General features: G+C 69.0%; 23 protein-coding genes. 15 read left to right on the top strand and 8 right to left on the bottom strand.

Annotation, left to right across the window (positions count from 1 at the left end; genetic code table 11):
- The first annotated feature begins 112 nt into the window (after window positions 1–112).
- The 6 genes from rpsB to E1161_RS07215 all read left to right on the top strand — a co-directional run bounded on the left by rpsB (window position 113) and on the right by E1161_RS07215 (window position 5,216).
- Window positions 113–937 carry a 30S ribosomal protein S2 gene (gene rpsB / locus E1161_RS07240; RefSeq protein ID WP_132620855.1) on the top strand — a complete coding sequence of 275 codons (825 nt, stop codon included), beginning with the start codon at window positions 113–115 and terminating at the stop codon, window positions 935–937.
- Between the two features lie 190 nt (window positions 938–1,127).
- Entirely contained in the window at window positions 1,128–1,943 is an 816-nt protein-coding gene (gene tsf / locus E1161_RS07235) for a translation elongation factor Ts (RefSeq protein ID WP_132620854.1), read from the top strand.
- Between the two features lie 248 nt (window positions 1,944–2,191).
- Window positions 2,192–2,941: a UMP kinase gene (gene pyrH / locus E1161_RS07230; RefSeq protein ID WP_132620853.1), complete on the top strand. Its 750-nt coding sequence runs from the start codon at window positions 2,192–2,194 to the stop codon at window positions 2,939–2,941.
- A 101-nt stretch (window positions 2,942–3,042) separates the two neighbouring features.
- Window positions 3,043–3,600 (top strand): ribosome recycling factor, encoded by a 558-nt coding sequence (gene frr, locus E1161_RS07225; RefSeq protein ID WP_132620852.1) that lies wholly within the window; start codon window positions 3,043–3,045, stop codon window positions 3,598–3,600.
- A gap of 36 nt (window positions 3,601–3,636) precedes the next feature.
- Window positions 3,637–4,485, top strand: coding sequence for a phosphatidate cytidylyltransferase (locus E1161_RS07220; RefSeq protein ID WP_132620851.1), 849 nt, complete (start codon window positions 3,637–3,639; stop codon window positions 4,483–4,485).
- Window positions 4,485–5,216, top strand: a complete 732-nt coding sequence (locus tag E1161_RS07215) for a class I SAM-dependent methyltransferase (protein WP_132620850.1) — start codon at window positions 4,485–4,487, stop codon at window positions 5,214–5,216. The genes E1161_RS07220 and E1161_RS07215 overlap by 1 nt, the downstream gene beginning before the upstream one ends.
- Before the next feature lie 164 nt (window positions 5,217–5,380).
- On the opposite strand, the gene E1161_RS07210 is transcribed toward E1161_RS07215, so the two are convergent.
- A complete protein-coding gene (locus E1161_RS07210) occupies window positions 5,381–5,836 on the bottom strand; it encodes a carboxymuconolactone decarboxylase family protein (protein ID WP_132620849.1) in 456 nt (151 codons plus the stop codon).
- 75 nt (window positions 5,837–5,911) lie between these two features.
- Here E1161_RS07210 and E1161_RS07205 point away from each other — a divergent pair, with 75 nt between their 5' ends.
- Window positions 5,912–6,796: a sigma-70 family RNA polymerase sigma factor gene (locus E1161_RS07205; protein WP_132620848.1), complete on the top strand. Its 885-nt coding sequence runs from the start codon at window positions 5,912–5,914 to the stop codon at window positions 6,794–6,796.
- On the opposite strand, the gene E1161_RS07200 is transcribed toward E1161_RS07205, so the two are convergent.
- Window positions 6,797–7,564 (bottom strand): VOC family protein, encoded by a 768-nt coding sequence (locus tag E1161_RS07200; protein WP_132620847.1) that lies wholly within the window; start codon window positions 7,562–7,564, stop codon window positions 6,797–6,799.
- A gap of 189 nt (window positions 7,565–7,753) precedes the next feature.
- On the opposite strand from E1161_RS07200, the gene E1161_RS07195 reads away from it, so the two are divergent.
- Window positions 7,754–8,233, top strand: a complete 480-nt coding sequence (locus E1161_RS07195; protein ID WP_132620846.1) for a hypothetical protein — start codon at window positions 7,754–7,756, stop codon at window positions 8,231–8,233.
- Here the strand turns inward: E1161_RS07195 and E1161_RS07190 are convergent.
- The 4 genes from E1161_RS07190 to E1161_RS07175 are packed head-to-tail and all read right to left on the bottom strand — an operon-like array spanning window position 8,217 to window position 11,378.
- Window positions 8,217–8,903 carry a metal-dependent transcriptional regulator gene (locus E1161_RS07190; RefSeq protein WP_132620845.1) on the bottom strand — a complete coding sequence of 229 codons (687 nt, stop codon included), beginning with the start codon at window positions 8,901–8,903 and terminating at the stop codon, window positions 8,217–8,219. The genes E1161_RS07195 and E1161_RS07190 overlap by 17 nt on opposite strands.
- Window positions 8,904–8,908: 5 nt before the next feature.
- Window positions 8,909–9,796 carry a metal ABC transporter permease gene (locus E1161_RS07185; protein WP_132620844.1) on the bottom strand — a complete coding sequence of 296 codons (888 nt, stop codon included), beginning with the start codon at window positions 9,794–9,796 and terminating at the stop codon, window positions 8,909–8,911.
- Window positions 9,793–10,512 (bottom strand): metal ABC transporter ATP-binding protein, encoded by a 720-nt coding sequence (locus E1161_RS07180; RefSeq protein WP_132620843.1) that lies wholly within the window; start codon window positions 10,510–10,512, stop codon window positions 9,793–9,795. Before E1161_RS07180 ends, E1161_RS07185 begins: the two co-directional genes overlap by 4 nt.
- Window positions 10,509–11,378: a metal ABC transporter substrate-binding protein gene (locus E1161_RS07175; RefSeq protein WP_235874855.1), complete on the bottom strand. Its 870-nt coding sequence runs from the start codon at window positions 11,376–11,378 to the stop codon at window positions 10,509–10,511. The genes E1161_RS07180 and E1161_RS07175 overlap by 4 nt, the downstream gene beginning before the upstream one ends.
- Window positions 11,379–11,533: 155 nt before the next feature.
- On the opposite strand from E1161_RS07175, the gene rlmN reads away from it, so the two are divergent.
- Window positions 11,534–12,646 carry a 23S rRNA (adenine(2503)-C(2))-methyltransferase RlmN gene (gene rlmN, locus E1161_RS07170; RefSeq protein WP_132620841.1) on the top strand — a complete coding sequence of 371 codons (1,113 nt, stop codon included), beginning with the start codon at window positions 11,534–11,536 and terminating at the stop codon, window positions 12,644–12,646.
- Between the two features lie 119 nt (window positions 12,647–12,765).
- A complete protein-coding gene (locus tag E1161_RS07165) occupies window positions 12,766–13,689 on the top strand; it encodes an alpha/beta hydrolase family esterase (RefSeq protein ID WP_132620904.1) in 924 nt (307 codons plus the stop codon).
- A gap of 75 nt (window positions 13,690–13,764) precedes the next feature.
- On the opposite strand, the gene E1161_RS07160 is transcribed toward E1161_RS07165, so the two are convergent.
- On the bottom strand, window positions 13,765–14,043 hold the full coding sequence (locus E1161_RS07160; protein WP_132620840.1) for a DUF2631 domain-containing protein: 279 nt from the start codon (window positions 14,041–14,043) through the stop codon (window positions 13,765–13,767).
- A gap of 202 nt (window positions 14,044–14,245) precedes the next feature.
- Window positions 14,246–14,518 (bottom strand): GlsB/YeaQ/YmgE family stress response membrane protein, encoded by a 273-nt coding sequence (locus E1161_RS07155; RefSeq protein ID WP_132620839.1) that lies wholly within the window; start codon window positions 14,516–14,518, stop codon window positions 14,246–14,248.
- Between the two features lie 103 nt (window positions 14,519–14,621).
- On the opposite strand from E1161_RS07155, the gene dxr reads away from it, so the two are divergent.
- The 5 genes from dxr to E1161_RS07130 all read left to right on the top strand — a co-directional run bounded on the left by dxr (window position 14,622) and on the right by E1161_RS07130 (window position 21,509).
- Window positions 14,622–15,875 carry a 1-deoxy-D-xylulose-5-phosphate reductoisomerase gene (gene dxr / locus E1161_RS07150; protein ID WP_132620838.1) on the top strand — a complete coding sequence of 418 codons (1,254 nt, stop codon included), beginning with the start codon at window positions 14,622–14,624 and terminating at the stop codon, window positions 15,873–15,875.
- Window positions 15,866–17,149: a M50 family metallopeptidase gene (locus tag E1161_RS07145; protein WP_132620837.1), complete on the top strand. Its 1,284-nt coding sequence runs from the start codon at window positions 15,866–15,868 to the stop codon at window positions 17,147–17,149. The genes dxr and E1161_RS07145 overlap by 10 nt, the downstream gene beginning before the upstream one ends.
- 358 nt (window positions 17,150–17,507) lie before the next feature.
- Window positions 17,508–18,662, top strand: coding sequence for a flavodoxin-dependent (E)-4-hydroxy-3-methylbut-2-enyl-diphosphate synthase (ispG, locus tag E1161_RS07140; protein WP_132620836.1), 1,155 nt, complete (start codon window positions 17,508–17,510; stop codon window positions 18,660–18,662).
- A 155-nt stretch (window positions 18,663–18,817) separates the two neighbouring features.
- Window positions 18,818–19,654, top strand: a complete 837-nt coding sequence (locus tag E1161_RS07135) for a GNAT family N-acetyltransferase (RefSeq protein WP_132620835.1) — start codon at window positions 18,818–18,820, stop codon at window positions 19,652–19,654.
- A 70-nt stretch (window positions 19,655–19,724) separates the two neighbouring features.
- Window positions 19,725–21,509, top strand: coding sequence for a penicillin-binding transpeptidase domain-containing protein (locus E1161_RS07130; protein WP_207920136.1), 1,785 nt, complete (start codon window positions 19,725–19,727; stop codon window positions 21,507–21,509).
- Window positions 21,510–21,716 lie beyond the last annotated feature (207 nt).

Genomic DNA, 21,716 nt, shown 5'->3' with positions numbered 1-21,716 from the left:
GTGGGTGGGGGATCTGGGCCGGGCACCAGGGCGGCGAGTCACCCGGCTCGTCGCGGCAACCCAACGCGCGCCCGGCAGAGGGCGCGCCCGACTCAAGAGGTGAACACAGGCCATGGCCGTCGTCACCATGAAGCAGCTGCTCGACAGCGGCGTGCACTTCGGGCACCAGACCCGTCGCTGGAACCCGAAGATGAAGCGCTACATCTTCACCGAGCGCAACGGCATCTACATCATCGACCTGCAGCAGACGCTGACCTACATCGATGGTGCGTTCGACTTCATCAAGCAGACCGTCGCCCACGGGGGCACGATCCTGTTCGTCGGCACCAAGAAGCAGGCGCAGGAAGCGATCTCCGAGCAGGCTCTGCGGGTCGGCATGCCGTACGTCAACCAGCGCTGGCTGGGCGGCATGCTCACCAACTTCCAGACCGTTCACCGCCGTCTGCAGCGTCTCAAGGAACTCGAGACCATGGAGCAGACCGGTGGCTTCGAGGGTCGCACCAAGAAGGAAATCTTGATGCTGACCCGCGAGAAGGACAAGCTGGAGAAGACGCTCGGCGGTATCCGCGACATGTCCAAGGTGCCCAGCGCCGTGTGGATCGTGGACACCAAGAAGGAGCACATCGCCGTTGGCGAGGCTCGCAAGCTGGGCATCCCGGTTGTCGCGATCCTGGACACCAACTGCGACCCGGACGAGGTCGACTACCCGATCCCGGGCAACGACGACGCGATCCGCTCCGCCGCGCTGCTGACCCGCGTGGTCGCCGATGGTGTTGCCGAGGGCCTGATGGCCCGCAGCGGCCGCAACAACGGCGCCTCCGAGGGCGGCGAGGAGAAGCCGGCCGGCGGCGAGCCGCTGGCCGAGTGGGAGAAGGAGCTGCTGGCCGGTTCCGGCCAGGCCACCGAGGGTGGCGAGCAGCAGCCCGCGCAGTCCTGATCACTCGCGCTGCGCACCCGCCGAAGATCAGCGGGTGCGCAGCGCGATCAGGCTTCCCGCCAGTCACACTGGCAACCGACCCACGCCGGGCCGAGAGCACGGCCGCTGATCGCGGCGCATCGCGCGGTGCCGGGTCGAGCATTCGCAAAAGATCTTCCACCTCCGTATCAACAGGGACGGACTACGCACGATGGCGAACTTCAGTGCGGCCGACGTCAAGCGTCTTCGCGAGCTGACCGGCGCCGGCATGATGGACTGCAAGAAGGCTCTTGAGCAGAACGAGGGCGACTTCGACAAGGCTGTCGAGAGCCTGCGCATCAAGGGTGCCAAGGACGTGGGCAAGCGTGCCGAGCGCGCCACTGCCGAGGGCCTGGTCGTCGCCGAGGGCGGCGTGCTGATCGAGATCAACAGCGAGACGGACTTCGTCGCCAAGAACGACGAGTTCATCGAGCTGGCCAACAAGGTCGTCGCAGCGGCCGCCGCCGCGGGCGCGACCGACGTCGACTCCGCGCTGGCCGCGAAGCTGGACGACAAGACCGTGGCCGACGCCGTGCAGGAGCTCTCCGCCAAGATCGGCGAGAAGCTGGAGCTGCGCCGGGTCAAGAAGTTCGACGGTCAGGTGGCCACCTACCTGCACCGCCGTTCCGCGGACCTGCCCCCGGCGGTCGGCGTGCTGGTCGAGTACACCGGTGACGACGCGGACGCCGCTCGCGGTGCCGCGATGCAGGTCGCCGCGCTCAAGCCGACCTACCTCTCCCGCGACGAGGTCCCCGAGGACATCCAGGCCAACGAGCGCCGGATCGCCGAGGAGACCGCCAAGGAGGAGGGCAAGCCGGAGAAGGCCATCCCGAAGATCATCGAGGGTCGCCTCAACGGCTTCTTCAAGGAGAACTGCCTGCTGGACCAGCCGTCCGTGCAGGACAACAAGAAGACCGTCAAGGCCCTGCTGGACGAGGCCGGTGTGACCGTGACCGGGTTCGTCCGGTTCGAGGTCGGACAGGCCTGAGCCCGCGCCGCGGCGGCTGCCGGTCGCACCCCGGTGGGGTTCGGCCGGCGCACCGGCCCCGGCGGCCGTGGATGACGGCACGGCGCCCCGCCTTCGTTGTTCGAGGCGGGGCGCTTTTGCAAGGTAAGGGCGGTTCCGCGCTCGCGGGGCCGCGCCGGGTATCGGTCGCTCACGAGGCGGGTACTCGGTTTTCGACCCGCACCTCAGTTGACGAAGTGCACACTCAAGACCTCGCGGGAGGATTCAAAGTGACCGACGACGGCCCGGCGAAGCGTGGTTACGGTCGCGTGCTGCTCAAGCTCGGCGGCGAGATGTTCGGCGGCGGCGGCGTCGGAATCGATCCCGAAGTGGTCGCCACCGTGGCCCGCCAGATCGGCGAGATCGTCGCCGACGGGGTCGAGGTCGCCATCGTGATCGGCGGTGGGAACTTCTTCCGCGGCGCAGAGCTGCAGCAGCGCGGCATGGACCGCGCGCGCGGCGACTACATGGCGATGCTGGGCACGGTGATGAACTGCCTGGCGCTGCAGGACTTCCTCGAACGCGAGCACGGGATCGACACCCGGGTGATGACCGCGATCACCATGGGTCAGGTCGCCGAGCCCTACATCCCGAGGCGCGCGATGCGGCACATGGAGAAGGGCCGCGTGGTCATCTTCGGTGCCGGCACCGGCATGCCGTACTTCTCCACCGACACCACCGCTGCGCAACGGGCGCTGGAGATCGGCTGCGAGGTCGTGCTGATGGCCAAGGCCGTCGACGGCGTCTACACGGCCGACCCCAAGACCACGCCGGACGCGAAGCTGTTCGAGCACATCACCCACCGCGAGGTGCTGGAACGCGGCCTGAAGGTCGCCGACGCCACGGCGTTCAGCCTGTGCATGGACAACGACATGCCGATCCTGGTGTTCAACCTTATGGAGGAAGGCAACATCGCCCGGGCGGTCGGCGGTGAGAAGATCGGCACGCTGGTCAGCACCCCGAGCGCCGAGCAGCTTTGATGGTGCTGGATCCTGATCTGGTCGTGAGGCCGCCTGGGAAGCGAGCCGAGCGACGCGCAACACTTGCAAAGTCCACTGGTCGGCAGACTTAAGGAGCAGCCGTGATCGACGAAGCTCTTCTCGAAGGCGAGGAGAAGATGCAAAAGGCTGTGGAGGTGGCCAAGGATGAGCTGGCCTCCGTCCGCACCGGTCGCGCGAACCCCGCGATGTTCTCCGGCATCGTCGTCGACTACTACGGATCGCCGACGCCGCTGAACCAGCTCGCCAGCGTCTCCGTCCCGGAGGCTCGGCTGGTCGTCATCAAGCCCTACGACGGCAGCCAGATCCAGGCGATGGAGAAGGCGATCCGCGACTCCGACCTCGGGGTCAACCCGTCCAACGACGGCCAGCTGATCCGCGTCGCGATTCCGCAGATGACCGAGGAGCGCCGCAAGGAGATGGTCAAGCTCGCCAAGACCAAGGGCGAGGAAGGCCGGGTCACCATCCGCGGCATCCGCCGGAAGGTGAAGGAAGAGATCGAGCGCATCGTCAAGGACGGCGAAGCCGGCGAGGACGAGGGTTCGCGTGCGGAGAAGGAACTCGACAACCTGACCCACCGCTACACCGGTCAGGTCGACGACTTGCTCAAGCACAAGGAAGCGGAACTCCTCGAGGTCTGAGTGGTGACGCCCGGCCAGTGTGCAGACGAGTCCGGAATGTCGGCCGACGACGTTCCGGACCCGCCTTCGCGTCCATCCCGGGCCGGTCGTGACCTCCGCGCCGCCATCGGCGTCGGGGTCGTGCTCGGGGCGGCCGTCATCCTCTCGTTGCTGATGGTGCGGTTCGTGTTCATCGGCATCGCCGCAGCGGCTGCTCTGGTGTCGACCATCGAGCTGGCCCAGGCCGTGCGACGCGCGGCGGGCATCCGGGTGTCATTAGTCCCGGTGCTGGTCGGCGGGCAGGCCATGATGTGGCTGTCCTGGCCGTTCGGGCTGCGCGGCATCCTGATCTCGTTCGCGATCACCGTGCTGGGCTGCCTGGTCTGGCGGTTCCGCGACGGCATCGACGGATACCTGCGCGACGTGACCGCCTCGGTGTTCACCGCCGCTTACGTGCCGCTGTTCACGGCGTTCGCCGCGATGCTGGTGCGCCCGGAGGACGGTGCGTTCCGGGCATTGGTGTTCCTGATCTGCGTGGTTGCCTCGGACACCGGTGGGTACGCGTTCGGCGTGCTGTTCGGCAAGCACCCGATGGCGCCTGTGATCAGCCCGAAGAAGTCCTGGGAGGGCTTCGGCGGGTCATTGGTCGGCGGCGTCCTGGCCGGTGCGCTGTCGGTGTGGCTGCTGCTCGACGGCCAGTGGTGGATGGGCGTGCTGGTCGGCGCCGCGCTGGTGTGCAGCGCGACGATCGGCGACCTGATGGAGTCGGTGATCAAGCGCGACCTGGGCATCAAGGACATGGGCAGCCTGCTGCCCGGTCACGGTGGCCTGATGGACCGGATGGATTCGCTGCTCCCGTCGGCACCGCTGGCGTGGATGATGCTGTTCTGGCTCATCCCCAGCTGATGCGGACCTGGCGGGAGGAGCAGGTGCCAGAGGTCACGCCGAGTCCCAACATCTGGAACTGGCCCGAGGTCTACGAGGCGGAGAACCAAGCCCAGGACTCGGTGGGGGCGCTGTGGAAGGCGTTGCGCGCCGAGCGCGACTGGGCCGGCCTCGACGTGGTCGACGTGGGCTGCGGTGACGGCTTCCACCTGCCTGTTTTCGCTGCCACGGCTCGTTCGGTGATGGGAGTCGAGCCGCACGAGCCGCTGGCCGAACGCGCTCGCGCCCGCATGTCGGGCACGCCGGGCGTGGACGTCCGGGTCGCTCCTGCCCAGCGCCTCCCGCTGGCCGACGGCAGCGTGGACCTGCTGCACGCGCGCACGGCGTACTTCTTCGGGCCGGGCTGCGAGCCGGGCCTGGCCGAGGCGGAGCGGGTGCTGCGTCCGGGCGGCACGATCGCGATCGTCGACCTGGACACGGCGAGCTCGCCCTACGGCGACTGGATGCGCGCCGACGCCCCGCAGATCGATCCGGGGCAGATCGAGTCGTTCTTCACCCGCCACCACTTCACCAGCACGACGGTGCCCACGCTCTGGCGCTTCCACGACCGTCAGACGTTGGAGGCGGTCCTGCGCATCGAGTTCTCCGCCAAGACGGCGGCCCGGGCGGCGGCTGAGTCCCCGGGCAGGACCATCCCGGTCGCCTACCGCCTCAGGACCCGCACCAAGCCCACGGGCCTGCTCGCTCCTTGATGCGCCCCCGGGGACAGGTCTGACCTGCCGCACCACGGATCCTGATCACGGGCGGTCGGACCAGTAGTGCCCGTGACCGCACCTCCCCGTGCGCGGGATTCCTGATCTCATGGAAGATCCGTGCCCTGATCTCGATGGAGATCGGGACACGGACCTCAGTTGGTTCAGAAGGTCTCGCCGGCGGGTTGCCGGGTGACCGCGTTGACGCGGTTGAAGAGGTTGGACAGCCCGATCATGAGCGTCAGGGCCGCGATCTGCTCCTCGTCGTAGTGCTCGGTGATCCGCTTCCAGAGCTCGTCGTCGACGGCGTCGCCCTTGTCGGCGAGACGGGTCGTGGCCTCGGCCAGCTCCAGCGCGGCGCGCTCGCCGTCGTCGAAGAAGGGAGCCTCCCGCCAAGCGGCCACCGCCCAGAGCTTGTCGTCGCTGGTCCCGAGCTCCTTGAGCTGCTTGGAGCTGTGGTGCGCGCAGAAGCTGCACCCGTTGATCTGGCTGGAGCGCAGGTGCACCAGCTCCAATACCTCCGCCGGGATGTCGACCGAGTGAACGGCCTTCACCAACGCCTGGAACGACTTGAAAGCGTCCGGCAGGAGCATCGCTGGGTTGTTCATCCGTGCTTGCATGGGTGCCTCCCTGTCACATGAGCCGGTCCCGGCTCGTCTACCCCCATGACGGCCGGCGACGGAGGGATGTGACCGATGGACGACAGCGATTTCCTGGCGAAGCGGTTCGAGCAGCACCGCAGGCGGCTGGAAGCGGTGGCGCTGCGGATGCTCGGTTCGCACGCCGAAGCGGAGGACGCGGTGCAGGAGGCGTGGCTGCGCGTGGACCGCGCGGGCGCCGACGACGTCGCCAACCTGGGCGGCTGGCTGACCACGATCGTCGGCCGGGTCTGCCTGGACATGCTCCGCGCCCGCCGCTCCAGGCCCGAGCGGCCGTCCGACGACCTGCCCGAGCCGTCGGACGGGCTGACGCCGGAAGCGGAAGCGGTGATGGCCGACTCGGTCGGGCTGGCCCTGTTCGTCGTGCTCGACATGCTCGAACCGGTCGAACGCCTCGCGTTCGTCCTGCACGACATGTTCGCGGTGCCCTTCGACGACATCGCCCCGATCGTGGGACGCAGCTCGACGGCCACCCGGCAGCTCGCCAGCCGCGCCCGCCGCCGGGTTCGGCAGAGCGGACGGCCGGAACCGGACCTTGTCGCCCAGCGCGAGGTCATCGACGCGTTCCTGCGCGCGGCCCGCGAAGGCGACTTCGAGGGCCTGCTGAACGTGCTCGACCCGGACGTCGTGCTGCGCGCCGATCAGCGAGCGGTGGACACCGCCGCCCGCGCCCGCAAGGCCGGTGCCCCTGCGCTCTCGGCGGAGTCGCGCGGTGCGGACGTCGTGGCCGAGGCGTTCAAGAACGGCGCCAAGCTGGCGCGTCCGGCACTGGTCGCCGACTCGATCGGCGCGGCCTACGCGCCTCGTGGCAAGGCGCACTCGGTGTTCATCGTGACCATCCACGACGGCCGGATCACCGAGATCGAGGTCATCGGCGACCGCGACCACATCGCGGAGCTCGACCCGCTGGTGCTGGACTGATCACTCGGGGGTGAGCCGGTCGGTGTCGATGACGGCGAAGCTGGCGCCGACCACGTCCCGCACCACGGCCATTCGCCCGTACGGGGAGTCGGTCGGTTCGCGCAGCACCTCCCCACCCAGCGCCTGGGCCTTGGCGACCGCGGCGTCGGCGTCGTGGTCGGGGTTGACCTGGAAGTACAGCTGCCAGTGCGACGGGACGTCGGCGGGCAGCGACCGGCTCGACTCGGAGCGGCCCAGCATCGGCTGGTCGCCGACGTGCCAGACGGTGAAGTCGAAATCGCCGCCCGGCTCGCCGATCTGCTCCTGCCGGTAACCCAGCAGCTGCGCGTAGAAGGAGTCGACGGCCGAGGCGTCGCGGGTGCGCACCTCGGCCCAGCACAGCGCGCCCGCTCGCGCCCAGCCGAACACGGCGTTCTCCGGTGCTTCCCACAGGCCCACGACCGCTCCGCCCGGGTCCTCGGCGATCAGGAACATCTCGTGCCCGGGGGTTTCGGTCGGCGGGACGATGACCTTCCCGCCCAGCGCCCGGATCCGCTCGGTCGCCCGTCGCGTCGACTCGCACTCCAGGTACAGCGTCCAGGCCGTCGGGATGTGGTCGGAATCGGGCTTGAGCAGCCCGGCCACCGGTGTGTCGTCCCGGAACGCGATGCTGTACTCGCAGCGCTGCACCCAGCGCCAGCCGAACAGCCCGGTGTAGAACTCGCGCGCGGCTTCGACGTCGTAGGACGTCAGGTCGGTCCACCCGGGTGCACCCAGTGCGATGCTCACAGCGATCACTCCCGAAAACGGCGCCAGAGGCCCCTCGACGCGTTCGAGCGGGCCCTTTCTGTAGGCAGCGTCACGTCTTCGTCGCCCTCCCGCAAACGCGAAGCCCCCGAATGACGGCTTGATCGCCGTCCGAGTGCGTGATCGACTGGGTGATGTCGTATGCACGTACTCGGTTTTTCGGGAGCAGCCATGGCATTCCGCGCGGCCCAGCCGGTGACCGCGGGCCTCAGCCGGCTTGCTCAGTTGGACTGTCACGAGCGCTCCCGCATCATCCGGCAGCTGTGCCAGCAGCACCCCGTGTTCCGCTCGATGCTCCGGCAGGCGGCCATCGCCCGAGCGGTCGCGTTCGGGTCGGCGCTGGCGCTGGGCGCTTCGGTGATCACGCTGGCTCAGGCGTTCAACATGTGGATCACCGCGAGCCTGGTCTTCGCCGGGATGGGCGGCTTCTGCTACGTGGCCGTGTCATTGACCAGCAGCCGCTTCGACCTGCTCATGGCGGTGCTCGGCGCGCACCGGACCGACGAGCTGCACAGCAAGCTGGTCACCGAGCAGATCTACGGCGAAGAGGTCGCCCAAGCGGATCCGCTACCGGATCGCCCGCCGCAGCAGGTGGTGTGCTCCCACGCGATCGGTTCGCGGCTGACCGGCGAACCTAGTTCTGCACACTGATCGACAGCGCCGCGACGATCTCGTCACCCACGAAGTGGGTTTCGGCGTGCGGGGGCTCGCCGACGCGCACCACCAGCGGTCCGCCGAAGGGCTTGCGCTCCACGACCTCGATGCGCGACCCCAGCGTCATGCCGTGCTCGGTGAGGTAGCGCAGCAGCTCGGAGTCGGTGTCCCAGACGCGCGCGATGGTGCCGACCGTGCCGGGCTCGATCTGGTCGAGCTGCAGGGTCTTGGGCGCGGGGAGCAGGCCGTCGGCGGTGGGGATCGGGTCGCCGTGCGGGTCGATGGTGGGGTTGCCCAGCTTGGCGGATATGTGCTCGACGAGCTCGTCGGAGACGGCGTGCTCCAGCGCGTCGGCCTCGGTGTGCACCGCGTCCCAGCTGTAGTCGAGCTCCTCGACCAGGAACAGCTCGATCAGGCGATGCCTGCGCAGCACCGAGTGCGCGAGCCTGCGGCCTTCGGTGGTCAGCTCGACGCTGCGGTAGCGGACGTGGGTGACCAGGCCCAGCTGGTCCAGCTTGTTGATCATTCCCGAGACCGAGGAGGGGCTGAGGCCGAGTCGCGCGGTCAGCGTCGCGTTGGTGACGGGCTCGCCCCGTTCGCTGAGCCCGTAGATCGCCCGGAGGTAGTCCTCCACCGAAGGCGACGGGCGCTCGGTTTCGCTCGGCATGACTTTCACGATACGGGCGGCGCGGTTCCCGCCGTCGTTCGGTCACCGACGACCGAGCGTCGCCGCAGCGCTCGGGGCACGAGCCCCTGCCCAGGGGCCAGCAGGTAGGCCAGGGCGAACACCGCGGACTGGCAGACCACGATCATCCCGCCGGTCGAGGTGTCGACGTGGAAGCTCAGGTAGGTGCCCGTCACCGAGCACAGCACCGACAGCCCGGCCGCGGTCGCCAGCATCTGCGGGAACCTCTTGGTCAGCAGGAACGCGGTCGCTCCGGGAGTGATCAGCATGGCGGTGACGAGTACGACCCCGACCGCCTGCAGCGCGACGACCACGGTCAGCGCCAGCATCGCCAGCAGCAGGGTGCTGATCCGCCGCGGCGAGATGCCGATCGCGTGCGCGTGCGTGGGGTCGAAGGCGTAGAGCGTGAGGTCGCGTCGCTTGAGCAGCGCCACCGCCAGCACCGCGGCGGCGATGATCAGGACCTGGGCGATGTCGAAGTCGGTGACCCCCAGGACGTTGCCGAACAAGATGTGGTTGAGGTCGACCTGGCTGGGGATTCGCGACACCAGTACCAGACCCAGCGCGAACAGGCCGGTGAACACCACGCCGATCGCCGCGTCGCCCTTGAGCTTGGTGGTGTTGCGCACGCCCGCGATCAGCCCGACCGCGAGGCTGCCGAACAGGAACGCCCCCACCGAGAACGGCATGCCCAGCACGTAGGCGAGCACCACTCCTGGCAGCACGGCGTGCGAGACGGCGTCGCCCAGCAGCGACCAGCCGATCAACGTCACCCAGCACGACAGCACCGCGCACACCAGCCCCGCGACGAGGCTGACCAGCAGTGCCCGCTGCATGAAGCCGAACTGCAGGGGTTCGATCAGCCACTCGATCATCGCGCCTCCACCCCGAACGTGCGGGCCAGCACCTCGGGTGCGAGCACTTCGTCGATCGCGCCGTGGGCGATCACGCGTTGCTGCAGCAGCACCGCTTCGTCGCACAGCTCGGGGACGCTGGCCAGGTCGTGGGTGGAGATGACCACGGTGCGCCCTTCGTCGCGCAGCTCCCGCAGCAGGTCGCTGATCGTCGCCTCGGACTTCTTGTCGACCCCGGCGAAGGGCTCGTCGAGGAACAGCAGTCGCGCGTCCTGCGCGATGCCGCGCGCGACGAAGGCCCGCTTGCGCTGGCCGCCGGAGAGTTCGCCGATGGGCCAGGCGGCGAGGTCTGTGAGCCCTACGCGGGTCAGCGCCGCGCGCATCGCGGCCTTGTCGGCGCGGCGCGGGCGCCGGGTGAGCCCGAGGTGCCCGTAGCGGCCCATCAGCACCACGTCGGCGACCGTCACCGGGAACGCCCAGTCCACCGCCTCGGACTGCGGGACGTACGCGAGGAGGCCTTCGCGCCGCGCTTGCCTGCGGTCGCGGTCCATGATCCGGATGTTGCCCGCATCCGGCTTGACCAGGCCCATCAGGGATTTGAAGAACGTGGACTTGCCCGATCCGTTCATCCCCAGCAGGCCGCAGACGCGTCCTTCGCGGATGTCCACCGACACGTCGTCGAGGGCGAGCACGTCGCCGTAGCGGACGGTCACGTGGTGGGCGCTGATGGCGGTCAAGGTGTCCCTCCGCGCAGTCCGGCGACGATGACGTGCGCGTCGTGGCGCAGCAGGTCGAGGTAGGTCGGAACCGGCCCCTCGGGGCCGGAGAGCGAGTCGACGTAGAGCTTCCCGCCCAGCTCCGCCCCGGTTTCGCGGGCCACCTGCCGTTGCGGGCCGTCGTTGACGGTGGACTCGCAGAACACCGTCGGGACCCCGTTGGCGCGGACGAACCGGGTGGTGTCCTTGATCTGCTGCGGCGTCCCCTCGGATTCGCTGTTGACCGGCCACAGGTACGCCTCGGTCAAACCGGCGTCGCGCGCCAGGTACGAGAAGGCACCTTCGCAACTGACCAGCGCCCGGCGCGACTCGGGCAGCGCGGCGAGCTCATCGCGCAGGTATCGGTCGATCTCGGCGAGCCGGGCCAGGTAGGCGTCGGCGTTCGCGCGGAAGGTCGCCTCGTGCGCCGGGTCGATCCGGATGAAGGTGTCGGTGATGTTGGCGACGTAGATCGCGGCGGTGCGCGGTGACATCCACGCGTGCGGGTTGGCCTTGCCCTGGTACTCGCCGCTGCGGATGGGAACGGGTTCGACGCCTTCGCTGAGCGTCACGTGCTCGGCCTCGCTGCGCTGCACGAACCGCTCGAACCAGCGTTCCAGCCCGAGGCCGTTGTCCAGCACCACGTCGGCCTTGGCGGCTTTGAGCATGTCGCTGGGAGTGGGTTCGTACTCGTGGATCTCCGCGCCTGGTTTGGTGATCGATTCGACCACCAGGGCGTCGCCGGCGATGTTGCGCGCCATGTCCGCGAGCACGGTGAAGGTGGTGACGACGTGCTTGCGGCCGTCATCGGGCTGGCTCAGGCTGGTGCCGCACGCGGACACCAGCATCGCGACCACGGCCAGGACGGCCGTGTTTCGGCGACTCGCAGTTCCAGGTTTCGCCACGGCGAAAACCATACCTCGGGCGTCCGCGAGGGCAAGCGGGCCGGCTCAACCGGCTGCCCACCAAGGTCGTCCGCGGACGTGGGAGACTGCAGGGCGCTATGTCTACGAAATCCCTGCCGCTCGTCTTCGACGCCCCGCGCCGCGGCAAGCCGCCGCGCCACCTCGCCGACCTCTCCGCCGAGGAGCGGAAGGCCGTCGTCGCCGAGCTGGGGGAGAAGCCGTTCCGCGCCAAGCAGCTGGCCAACCACTACTTCGGCAGGCTCAACGCCGACGTCGAGTCGATGACCGACATCCCGGCGGGCAGCCGCGAGGCGCTGGGCGCGGCCCTGCTGCCGCAGCTGCTCAACCCGGTGCGCAACCTCGACACCGATGAGGGCACCACGCGCAAGACGCTGTGGAAGGCGCACGACGGGACGCTGCTGGAAAGCGTCCTGATGCGCTACCCGGACCGCGCGACGGTGTGCATCTCCAGCCAGGCCGGATGCGGCATGGCCTGCCCGTTCTGCGCCACCGGCCAGGGCGGCCTGCAGCGCAACCTCTCGACCGCCGAGATCGTCGACCAGGTCCGGTCGGCGGCGGCCATGATGCGCGACGGCGAGGTCCCGGGAGGCCCCGGGCGGTTGTCGAACGTGGTGTTCATGGGCATGGGAGAGCCGCTGGCCAACTACCGCCGGGTGATCGACGCGGTGCACCGCATCTGCGATCCCGCACCCGACGGCCTGGGTCTGTCGCAGCGCTCGGTCACCGTCTCCACCGTCGGCCTGGTGCCGGCGATCCGGAAGATGACCGCCGAGAACCTGCACGTCACGCTCGCGGTGTCGCTGCACACCCCGGACGACGAGCTGCGGGACACGCTGGTGCCGGTGAACAACCGCTGGAACGTCGCTGAAGTCCTCGAGGCCGCTCGCGGCTACGCCGACCACACCGGCCGCCGGGTGTCGATCGAGTACGCGCTGATCCGGGACATCAACGACCAGCCCTGGCGCGCCGACCTGCTCGGCAAGTTGCTCAAGAAGCACCTCGGCCAGTTCGCGCACGTCAACCTGATCCCGCTGAACCCCACCCCGGGCAGCAAGTGGGACGCCAGCCCCAAGCCGGTCGAGCGCGAGTTCGTCCGCCGGGTTCGCGAAACCGGGGTCTCCTGCACGGTCCGGGACACCCGCGGCCAGGAGATCGCCGCGGCCTGCGGTCAGCTCGCAGCCGAGGAGTAGCCCTCCCTCGGCGCGGCCGCGGATTCTTGACCGCGATGAACAGAAGTGGCCGGCTCCGCCTCCGGTGGCCGATGATCTCCAGGTCTGAGTGATCGAGCTGGGAGGTAACGGTGCCTGACCTGAGATTTCGTGGCGCAGCGGTTCATTCGATCGTCGCGGCGGCGCTGGTGCTGCTCGCCGCTCCCGCCCACGCCGAGCTGCCCGATCACCGGGCGGTGTCGACGGGCTGCGGGAACACCGCCGTCGCGCCCGGTGAATCGGTGACCGAGGAGATCGTGTCGGGTGGCATCGCCCGCACCTACCTGCTGCACGTGCCGGAGGACTACGTACCGCTGCGGCCGACTCCGCTGGTGCTGTCCTTCCACGGGCACTCGCGGGACTCCGCGTACCAGGAGGAGCTCTCGGAGTTCTCCGGCACGGATGCCATCGCGGTGTACCCGCAGGGGCTCGTCGGAACCGACGGCAAGACGGCCTGGCAGGGAGCACCGTACTCGGCGGACGTCGACGACGTCCGGTTCACCGGTGACCTGCTCGACGAGTTGCAGCGCGATCTCTGCGTCGACCCGGCTCGGATCTACGCCGCGGGGAAGTCCAACGGCGGTGGGTTCACCGCGGTCCTCGCTTGCCGGATGAGCGACCGGATCGCGGCCTTCGCCCCGGTCTCCGGTGCCTTCTACCCGCAGGGCGGTGCCTGCGAGCCCAGGCGTCCGGCGCCGATGCTCGACTTCCACGGTGCGCTGGACGACACGATCCCCTACGGCGGCGACGTGGAGCGCGGGCTCCCGCCGATCCCGGACTGGCTGGCGGGCTGGGCCGAGCGCAACGGTTGCGACCCCGATCCGGTCACCCGCGACGTCGGCGACGGGGTGCACGAGGTGGAGCACCGGGCGTGCGCTGGGGGAGCCGAGGTCGTGCACTACCGGATGGACTCGGTCGCGCACGACTGGCCTGCGACGCATCCCAACCCTGACTCCGATCAGCCCGCGCCGGTCGACGCCACGCCGCTGATCATGGACTTCTTCTCCCGGCACGCGTTGCGCTGAGCTCGGGCCAGGACTGCCCCCATGAACAGCGAAGCCGCCCTCGGAGTCCCGGGGGCGGCTTCTCGGAGGTTCGGGTCAGCGGCGGCGCTTGTTCTTGGCCAAGTCGTAGAGCAGGCCGATGGCCAGGACCACGGCGGTGCCGATGAGCCAGAGGTCTTCCATCTTGAAGTGCCCGCCGCCACTGAGGATGCCCTGGTGGTTGCCGATGAGCATGCACAGGACCGCGACGACCGAGAACCAGCCGGCGATCTGGGTGCCCTTCGGGAAACCGCCGTGCCAGCCCCACTCGACCGACGGTTCCTCGGCCGGGTCGATGGCCTGGCTGGGCTTCTTCTCCAGCTCGGTGCTCGCCACGTTCCCCTCCTGCGCCACACCGGCCACGCGCGGCCGGATAGCCTGTTGCTTGGGTTTCGCGCACCGCCGGACAGCGATCCACGATCGCCTCCATCCTCGCACACCCGGTCGGCGTCTCAGCGCCCACCTGCCCGGCATCAGCTGCGAAAAGGGTGCCGCGCGAACTCGGCTCGCGCGGCACCCCGTGGACGACGACCCGCACCTACCCGCCCTTGACCGCCTTGCGGCCGATGATGACGCGGTAGATGCCGAGGACGATGAGCGATCCCAGGATCGCCAGGATCCAGGTGCGGATCGACCAGAACTCGTGGAGGCCGGTCCCGAAGATCCACTTGCCGATGAACCCACCGAGGAAGGCACCCACCACGCCGAGCAGCATGGTGATGATGATTCCGCCGGGGTCCTTGCCCGGCATGATCAGCTTCGCGATGGCTCCCACGATCAAGCCAAGAACGATCCATCCGATGATGCCCATGACGGCCTCCTTAGTTCATCGCGCTGCGGCCGATAGGCCGATCGTGACGCCGAATGGTGATTTGTGCACCGCGAGGGGCACCTGCTCACCTGCTTCAGGGACAATGACGGCGATGCACGCGGACACGAGCACACAGAGCGACACCACTCCGCGCACCGTTCTGGTGCTTGGCTCCACCGGTTCGATCGGTACCCAGGCACTCGATGTGGTGCGCGACAACCCCGACCGCTTCCAGGTCGTGGGACTCGCCGCGGGCGGCAGCGACCCGCAGGCGCTGGCCGCGCAGGCGCTGGAGTTCCAGGTGCCGGTCATCGCCGTGGCGAAGGGCACAGCCGCCGAGGACGTCCAGCTGGCCCTCTACTCCGAGGCGCAGAAGCGCGGGTACGCCGAAGGCGAGTTCAAGCTGCCGCGCCTGCTGGCCGGACCGGAATCGGCCCTGGAGCTCATCGACGCCGCACCGGCGGACGTGATCCTCAACAGCGTCGACGGCTCCCGCGGCCTGCGCCTGACGCTGGCCGCCCTGGGAACAGGTGCTCAGCTGGCCCTGGCCAACAAGGAATCCCTGGTCGCCGGTGGTGCGCTGGTGCTGGACGAGGCCGCGCCCGGACAGCTGATCCCGGTCGACTCAGAGCACTCCGCGCTGGCCCAGTGCCTGCTCGGCAACGACAACAGCGACGTGGACCGGCTGGTGCTGACCGCCTCCGGCGGCCCGTTCCGCGGCCGCAAGCGCGAGGAGCTGGCCGAGGTCACCGTGCAGCAGGCGCTGGCGCACCCGACCTGGGCGATGGGCAACGTCGTCACGATCAACTCGGCAACCCTGGTCAACAAGGGCCTGGAGCTCATCGAGGCGCACCTGCTGTTCGGCATCGACTACTCGCGCATCGACGTCGTGGTGCACCCCCAGTCGATCGTGCACTCGATGGTCACCTACACCGACGGCGCGACGATCGCGCAGGCCAGCCCGCCGAACATGAAGATCCCGATCGCGATGGGCTTGGAGTGGCCACGCCGCGTTCCCGGGGTCGCGCCGCGGCTCACGTTCGACGAGTCCCAGGCGTGGACCTTCGAGCCGCTGGACAACGAGACGTTCCCGGCTGTCGAGCTGGCCCGGGCGGCCGGTTCCGGCGGGGGGTGCCTGCCCGCGATCTACAACGCCGCCAACGAGGAAGCCCTGGCCGCGTTCGTCGACGGCCGACTCCGGTTCACCGAGATCGTGCAGACTGTGGGTGACACGCTCTCCGCTGCCGACCAGTGGCGCGGCGAGCCGTCGGGACTTGATGAGATCTTCGCAGCCGAGGACTGGGCGCGGACCCGGGCACGCGAGCTGGCCGGAGGGAAGGCGGAGCAGTGCTGGTAGTCGTTGGCATCCTGATCTTCTTCTTCGGGCTGCTCTTCTCCATCGCGTGGCACGAGCTGGGTCACCTCGCGACCGCCAAGATGTTCGGCGTCAAGGTCACCGAGTACATGGTCGGCTTCGGCCGCACCATCTGGTCGCGCAAGAAGGGCGACACCGAGTACGGGCTCAAGCTCATCCCGTTCGGCGGCTACATCCGGATGATCGGCATGTTCCCGCCCAAGAAGGACGAGGAGTACGGCCGCAGCGCCTCGTCGGCCCCGTGGCGGGCGATGATCGAGGACGCGCGGCAGATGTCGGCCGAGGACGTCACGCCCGAGGACGCGCACCGGCAGTTCTACCAGCGGTCCCCGTGGAAGCGGATCATCGTGATGATGGCCGGGCCGGTCATGAACCTGATCCTGGCGGTCGGCATCTTCGCCGCGATCCTGATGGGCCACGGCATCAACACCCCCACGCTGACGGTTTCCTCGGTCAGCGAGTGCGTGCTCCCGGCCAACGCGCCGGACACCCAGAAGTGCCCGCCCGGCGCGAAGCCCTCGCCCGCGGCCGCGGCCGGGTTCGAGCCGGGCGACCGGATCGTGGAGTTCAACGGCAAGCCCTTCCAGTCCTGGGACGACCTGCAGCTGGAGATCCGCCAGTCGAAGGGTTCGGTCCCGGTCGTGGTCGAGCGCGACGGGCACCGGCAGACGTTGAACGCCGCGCTCATGCAGACCGAGCGGCCCAAGCTGAACTCGACCAGCGAGTACGAGACGGTCGGCTTCCTGGGGCTCTCACCGACGTCGGTGCTGGTCAAGCAGGACGTCGGTGGTGTGGTGAGCACCATCGGCGAGTTCGTCGGCCTGACCGCGCAGAAGATCGTCGAGCTGCCGCAGCGCGTCCCGGACCTGGTCAGCGCCATCTTCGGCGGTGAGCGGCACAAGGACTCGCCGGTGGGCATCGTCGGCGCCAGCCGCCTCGGCGGTGAGGTGCTGGCCACCGAGCAGTTCGGCGTCGACGAGCGCGTCATCCTGATGTTCAACCTGCTCGCGGGCGTGAACCTCTCGCTGTTCGTGTTCAACATGCTGCCGCTGCTGCCGCTCGACGGCGGGCACATCGCGGGCGCGGCCTGGGAGTGGGTCCGGCGCGGTTTCGCCAAGCTGGTCCGGCGTCCGGACCCGGGTCCGTTCGACACGGCTCGCCTGATGCCGTTGGCCTACGCGGTCAGCCTCGTCTTCATCGCGTACTCGCTGCTGGTCTTGGTGGCCGACATCGTCAACCCGGTGACGTTGTACTAGGGGTTGGCGAGTGGTCGCTCTGGTCAGCGTTGCGAGCTGATTCCCGCACCTGAGGCAGCGGCTGCGTCGAAGCCATGAGCGTTAACCGGTTTTCACCGCTGTGGTGGACCGCGTTCACAGCCGGGGACGACGTGTCGTCCTCGGTGACGGAGATGGCGCGTGTTTGTGAGCGCAATATCGCCGATAGGGTGATGCGCGGCTCGAAGTCGTGGGCCGAACGGGATGTGAACGGCCGATGTCGATCACCCAACGTGATCCGTCAAACGCCCGGGCGTCCAGCCGGATGAAGGTGCGCCGGTATCGTGGAATGCGGGCGGGACACCGTCCGAAGCACACCAGAAGAGGTGGAGAGGTATCGATGACCGTCGATCTGGGCATGCCCGGAGGCCCCGCCCCGGTGCTCGCGGAGCGGCGTAAGACTCGCCAGTTGCAGGTCGGACCGGTCGGAGTGGGCAGCGAAAGCCCGATCTCCGTGCAGACCATGACCACGACCGTCACCGCAGACATCAACAGCACTCTGCAGCAGATCGCCGAACTCACCGCCGCAGGCTGCGACATCGTCCGGGTCGCGTGCCCGAGCGCCGATGACGCCGAGGCCCTGCCGGCCATCGCGAAGAAGTCGCAGATCCCGGTCATCGCCGACATTCACTTCCAGCCGAAGTACGTCTTCGCGGCGATCGAAGCGGGTTGTGCCGCGGTGCGCGTGAACCCCGGCAACATCAGAAAGTTCGACGACAAGGTCAAGGAGATCGCGCAGGCCGCGAAGGACCACGGCACGCCGATCCGCATCGGCGTCAACGCCGGTTCCCTCGACCCGCGCTTGATGGAGAAGTACGGCAAGGCCACCCCGGAGGCGCTGGCCGAGTCGGCGCTGTGGGAAGCGGGCTTGTTCGCCGAGCACGACTTCCACGACATCAAGATCTCGGTCAAGCACAACGACCCGGTGGTCATGGTGCGCGCCTACGAGATCCTCGCCGAGCAGTGCGACTACCCGCTGCACCTCGGCGTCACGGAGGCAGGCCCGGCCTTCCAGGGCACCATCAAGTCGGCCACCGCCTTCGGCGCGCTGCTGCGCCAGGGCATCGGCGACACGATCCGGGTCTCGCTGTCGGCTCCGCCGGTGGAGGAGATCAAGGTCGGCGCCCAGATCCTGCAGTCGCTGAACCTGCGGCCGCGCAAGCTCGAGATCGTCTCCTGCCCGTCCTGCGGGCGCGCCCAGGTCGACGTCTACAAGCTCGCGGACGAGGTCACCGCCGGTCTGGAGGGCATGGAGGTCCCGCTGCGCGTCGCGGTCATGGGCTGCGTCGTCAACGGCCCCGGAGAAGCCAGCGAGGCGGACCTGGGTGTTGCCTCCGGCAACGGCAAGGGCCAGATCTTCGTCAAGGGCGAGGTCATCAAGACCGTGCCCGAGCACCAGATCGTCGAGACGCTGATCGAAGAGGCCATGCGCATCGCCGAGGACATGGGCGAGACCGTGGAGGAGGGCGCGAGCCCGACCGTCAGCGTCAGCTGACGCCGCATCGCGCACGTCGGCCGCCCGGTCCGTCGGGCGGCCGACGTGCTCCCCCCGGTGTTGTTGCTGCTCCGAACGGGTGACCGCAGCTGTGTTCGACTCGGTTGATCTCCGCCGATCAGCCGTTCGCGTGGTGTTTCTGGCAGTCTTGGCGGGTGCTCAAGGTTGCCGGTGCCCGCTTGCTGGAGGAACGGGACGCGAATCTGGTCCGCTCCGCGCTGGACTCCGCGCCCGTGGCCGCCTGCATGGTCGCTGCGCGCGTCGAGGAGGCCGGTGTCCACCCGCTGCGCCTGGGCGGTGAGCTCTGGGGCTACGGCAGCCCGCTGAGCGGGATGTGCTTCTCGGGCGCGAACCTGGTCCCGCTGCGCGGTGGCCGGGACGCGATGCGCGCCTTCGCCGATCGTGCGCTGCGCCGCCGCCGGGTGTGCTCCTCGCTGGTCGGCCCGTCCGAGCAAGTGCTGGCGCTGTGGGAAGAGGTCGAGGCGCAGTGGGGACCCGCGCGCGAGATCCGCGCAGCGCAGCCGCTGATGGCGCTCTCCGAGCCACCGCACGTCGATCCCGACCCGCTGGTGCGCTCGGTGCGACCGGACGAGCTGGAGCGCTACCTGCCCGCTGCGGTGGCCATGTTCACCGAGGAGGTGGGCGTGGACCCCTCGACCGACGGCGGTGCCGCCGGGTACCGGGCGAGAGTGGCCGATCTCATCTCGAGCGGCCGGGCGTTCGCGCGGTTCGAGGATGGTGAAGTGGTGTTCAAGGCCGAGATCGGCGCGCTGTCGTCGACGGTCGGCCAGATCCAGGGCGTCTGGGTGCACCCGGATCGCCGCAGCACGGGTTTGGGAACCGTCGGGACGGCGGCGGTGGCAGACCGCCTCGTGCGCGGCATCGGGCGCACCGCGAGCCTGTACGTCAACGACTACAACGTCGCCGCCCGAGCCGCCTACCAGAAGGTCGGCTTCCGGTGCGTCGGCGAGTTCGCGACTGTTCTCCTGTAGAGCGGTTCCGTCCGCTTCATGCCGGGAGCCCAGATTCGGTGTCCTGCATGACTTCGGCATACTCGCGGGCATGCATTCCTCGCGGATCATGGCCGGGCTCGCCGCAACGCTGCTGATTCCAGTGGCAGGGTGCAGCACCGGACCATCCGAGAAGGACGTGGCCACCGCATTCGTCAACGCCGTCGCCGCAGGTGATGTGGCGGGTGCGGCGGCTCAGACCAACAACCCCGACGCCGCGCGCCGCACGCTGGAGCAGGTGCGCAAAACACTCGCCCCGACCGCGTCGCGCGCGAGTTTGGGCCAGGTGACCGAGAACGAGCAGGGGGCCGCCGCCCAGTACGACCTCTCCTGGGACTTCGGTGACGGCAAGGTGTGGCGGTACACCAACACCGTGCAGCTCGCCGAGGAGTCCGAGGGCTGGAAGGTCCTGTGGGCGCCTTCGGTGGTCCACCCGAAGCTCAAGGCCGGTCAGACGCTCGCCTACAGCGAGGTGCTGCCGGCGCCCGGGCCCGTGACGGGCTCCGAGGGCAAGCAGTTGATGGGGCCGGAGCCGGTGGTCACGGTCAGCCTCAACGGCCAGGAGACCGGAGACGTGCCGGGCGTGGCGGGCAAGCTCGCCGGCGCGCTGCGCGAGGTGGACCCGGAGATCACCCAGCAGTCCATCGTCGAGGGCGTGGGCAAAACCCCGCCCGGCCAGCCCTACCAGGTCGTCACCCTGCGGCAGGCCGACTACGACAAGGTCCGCTCCAGCATCTACGACCTGCCCGGCGTGCGGTTCCCGGCGCAGGTGCGGTTGCTGGCCTCCGAACGCGGTTATGCCGGGCAGGTGCTGGCCGGTGTGTCGAAGAAGGTCGACGAGCAGGTCAAGGCCAACGCCGGTTGGCAGGTGGCCGTCGCCGACACCAAGGGCAACGAGATCAGCAAGCTGCACACGGTCGCGGAGAAACCGGTCCCGCCGACCTCGGTGACGCTGTCGGACCGCACGCAGCGCGCTGCCGAGCAGGCGCTGGACCCGGTTCCGCAGCCCGCGATGATCGTGGCGATGAAGCCGTCCAACGGTGAGGTGCTGGCGGTCGCGCAGAACGACCCGGCTGACGCCCAGGGACCGATGGCGCTCTCCGGGCAGTACCCGCCCGGCTCGACGTTCAAGATCATCACGGGCACCGCGGCGCTCGAGTCGGGCAAGGTCCGCGCCGATTCTCCGGTCGAGTGCCCGCCGAAGAAGGTCTTCGACGGCATGACCTTGCCCAACGACAAGGAGTTCGACCTGGGCCGGGTGCCGCTGCACACCGCGTTCGCGCACTCCTGCAACACGACCTTCGCGCAGCTGTCGGTGGACCTGCCCGACGACGCGCTGCCGAAGGAGGCGAAGAAGTTCGGCATCGGCGTCGACTTCAACATGCCCGGCTCGACGACGATCACCGGCAAGGTCTCGAACGCCGAGACGGTCACGCAGCACGCGGCCAACGGCATCGGCCAGGGCAAGGTGCTCGCCAGCCCCTTCGGCATGGCGCTGGCGGCGGCGACGGTGGCCAACGGCGGCATGCCGACGCCGACGCTCATGCGCGGTCAGCAGACCACCGCCGACGCCCAGCTGGAGAAGATCGACCCGGCGTCGTTGGAGCAGTTGCGCTCGATGATGCGCGAGGTCGTCACCGGCGGCACCGCCCGCGGCCTCGCGGGTTCGGGCGAGGTCCGGGGCAAGACCGGTACCGCGCAGTTCGGCGACGGCACCCGCTCGCACGGCTGGTTCGTCGGCTACCGCGACGACGTCGCCTTCGCGGTGCTCATCACCGATGCGGGGGCTTCCGGCCCGTCGGTGGACGCGGCCAAGCGCTTCCTCGGCGGTCTGTGATCAGAACCGGGCATGTCGCTTCACGTGTTTGGGTGATCACTTAGGGTCAATTTGGTGCTAGGTTGTAGCCCATCGAGCGCAGTGGTGACGGTTTGTTGCTGCGCTCGATGGGTCGTCACCGGTGTGGCCACCTCCGAGGTGCGATCCCGGTCGCCACGTTGTGTTGCCGCGACGATGCGCGAACCTGGTATCCGGCTTCGTCCGGAT

This window comes from Saccharopolyspora aridisoli (genome assembly GCF_004348445.1).
Classification (GTDB): Bacteria; Actinomycetota; Actinomycetes; order Mycobacteriales; family Pseudonocardiaceae; genus Saccharopolyspora; species Saccharopolyspora aridisoli.
This window is presented reverse-complemented; position numbering and strand designations above follow the sequence as displayed.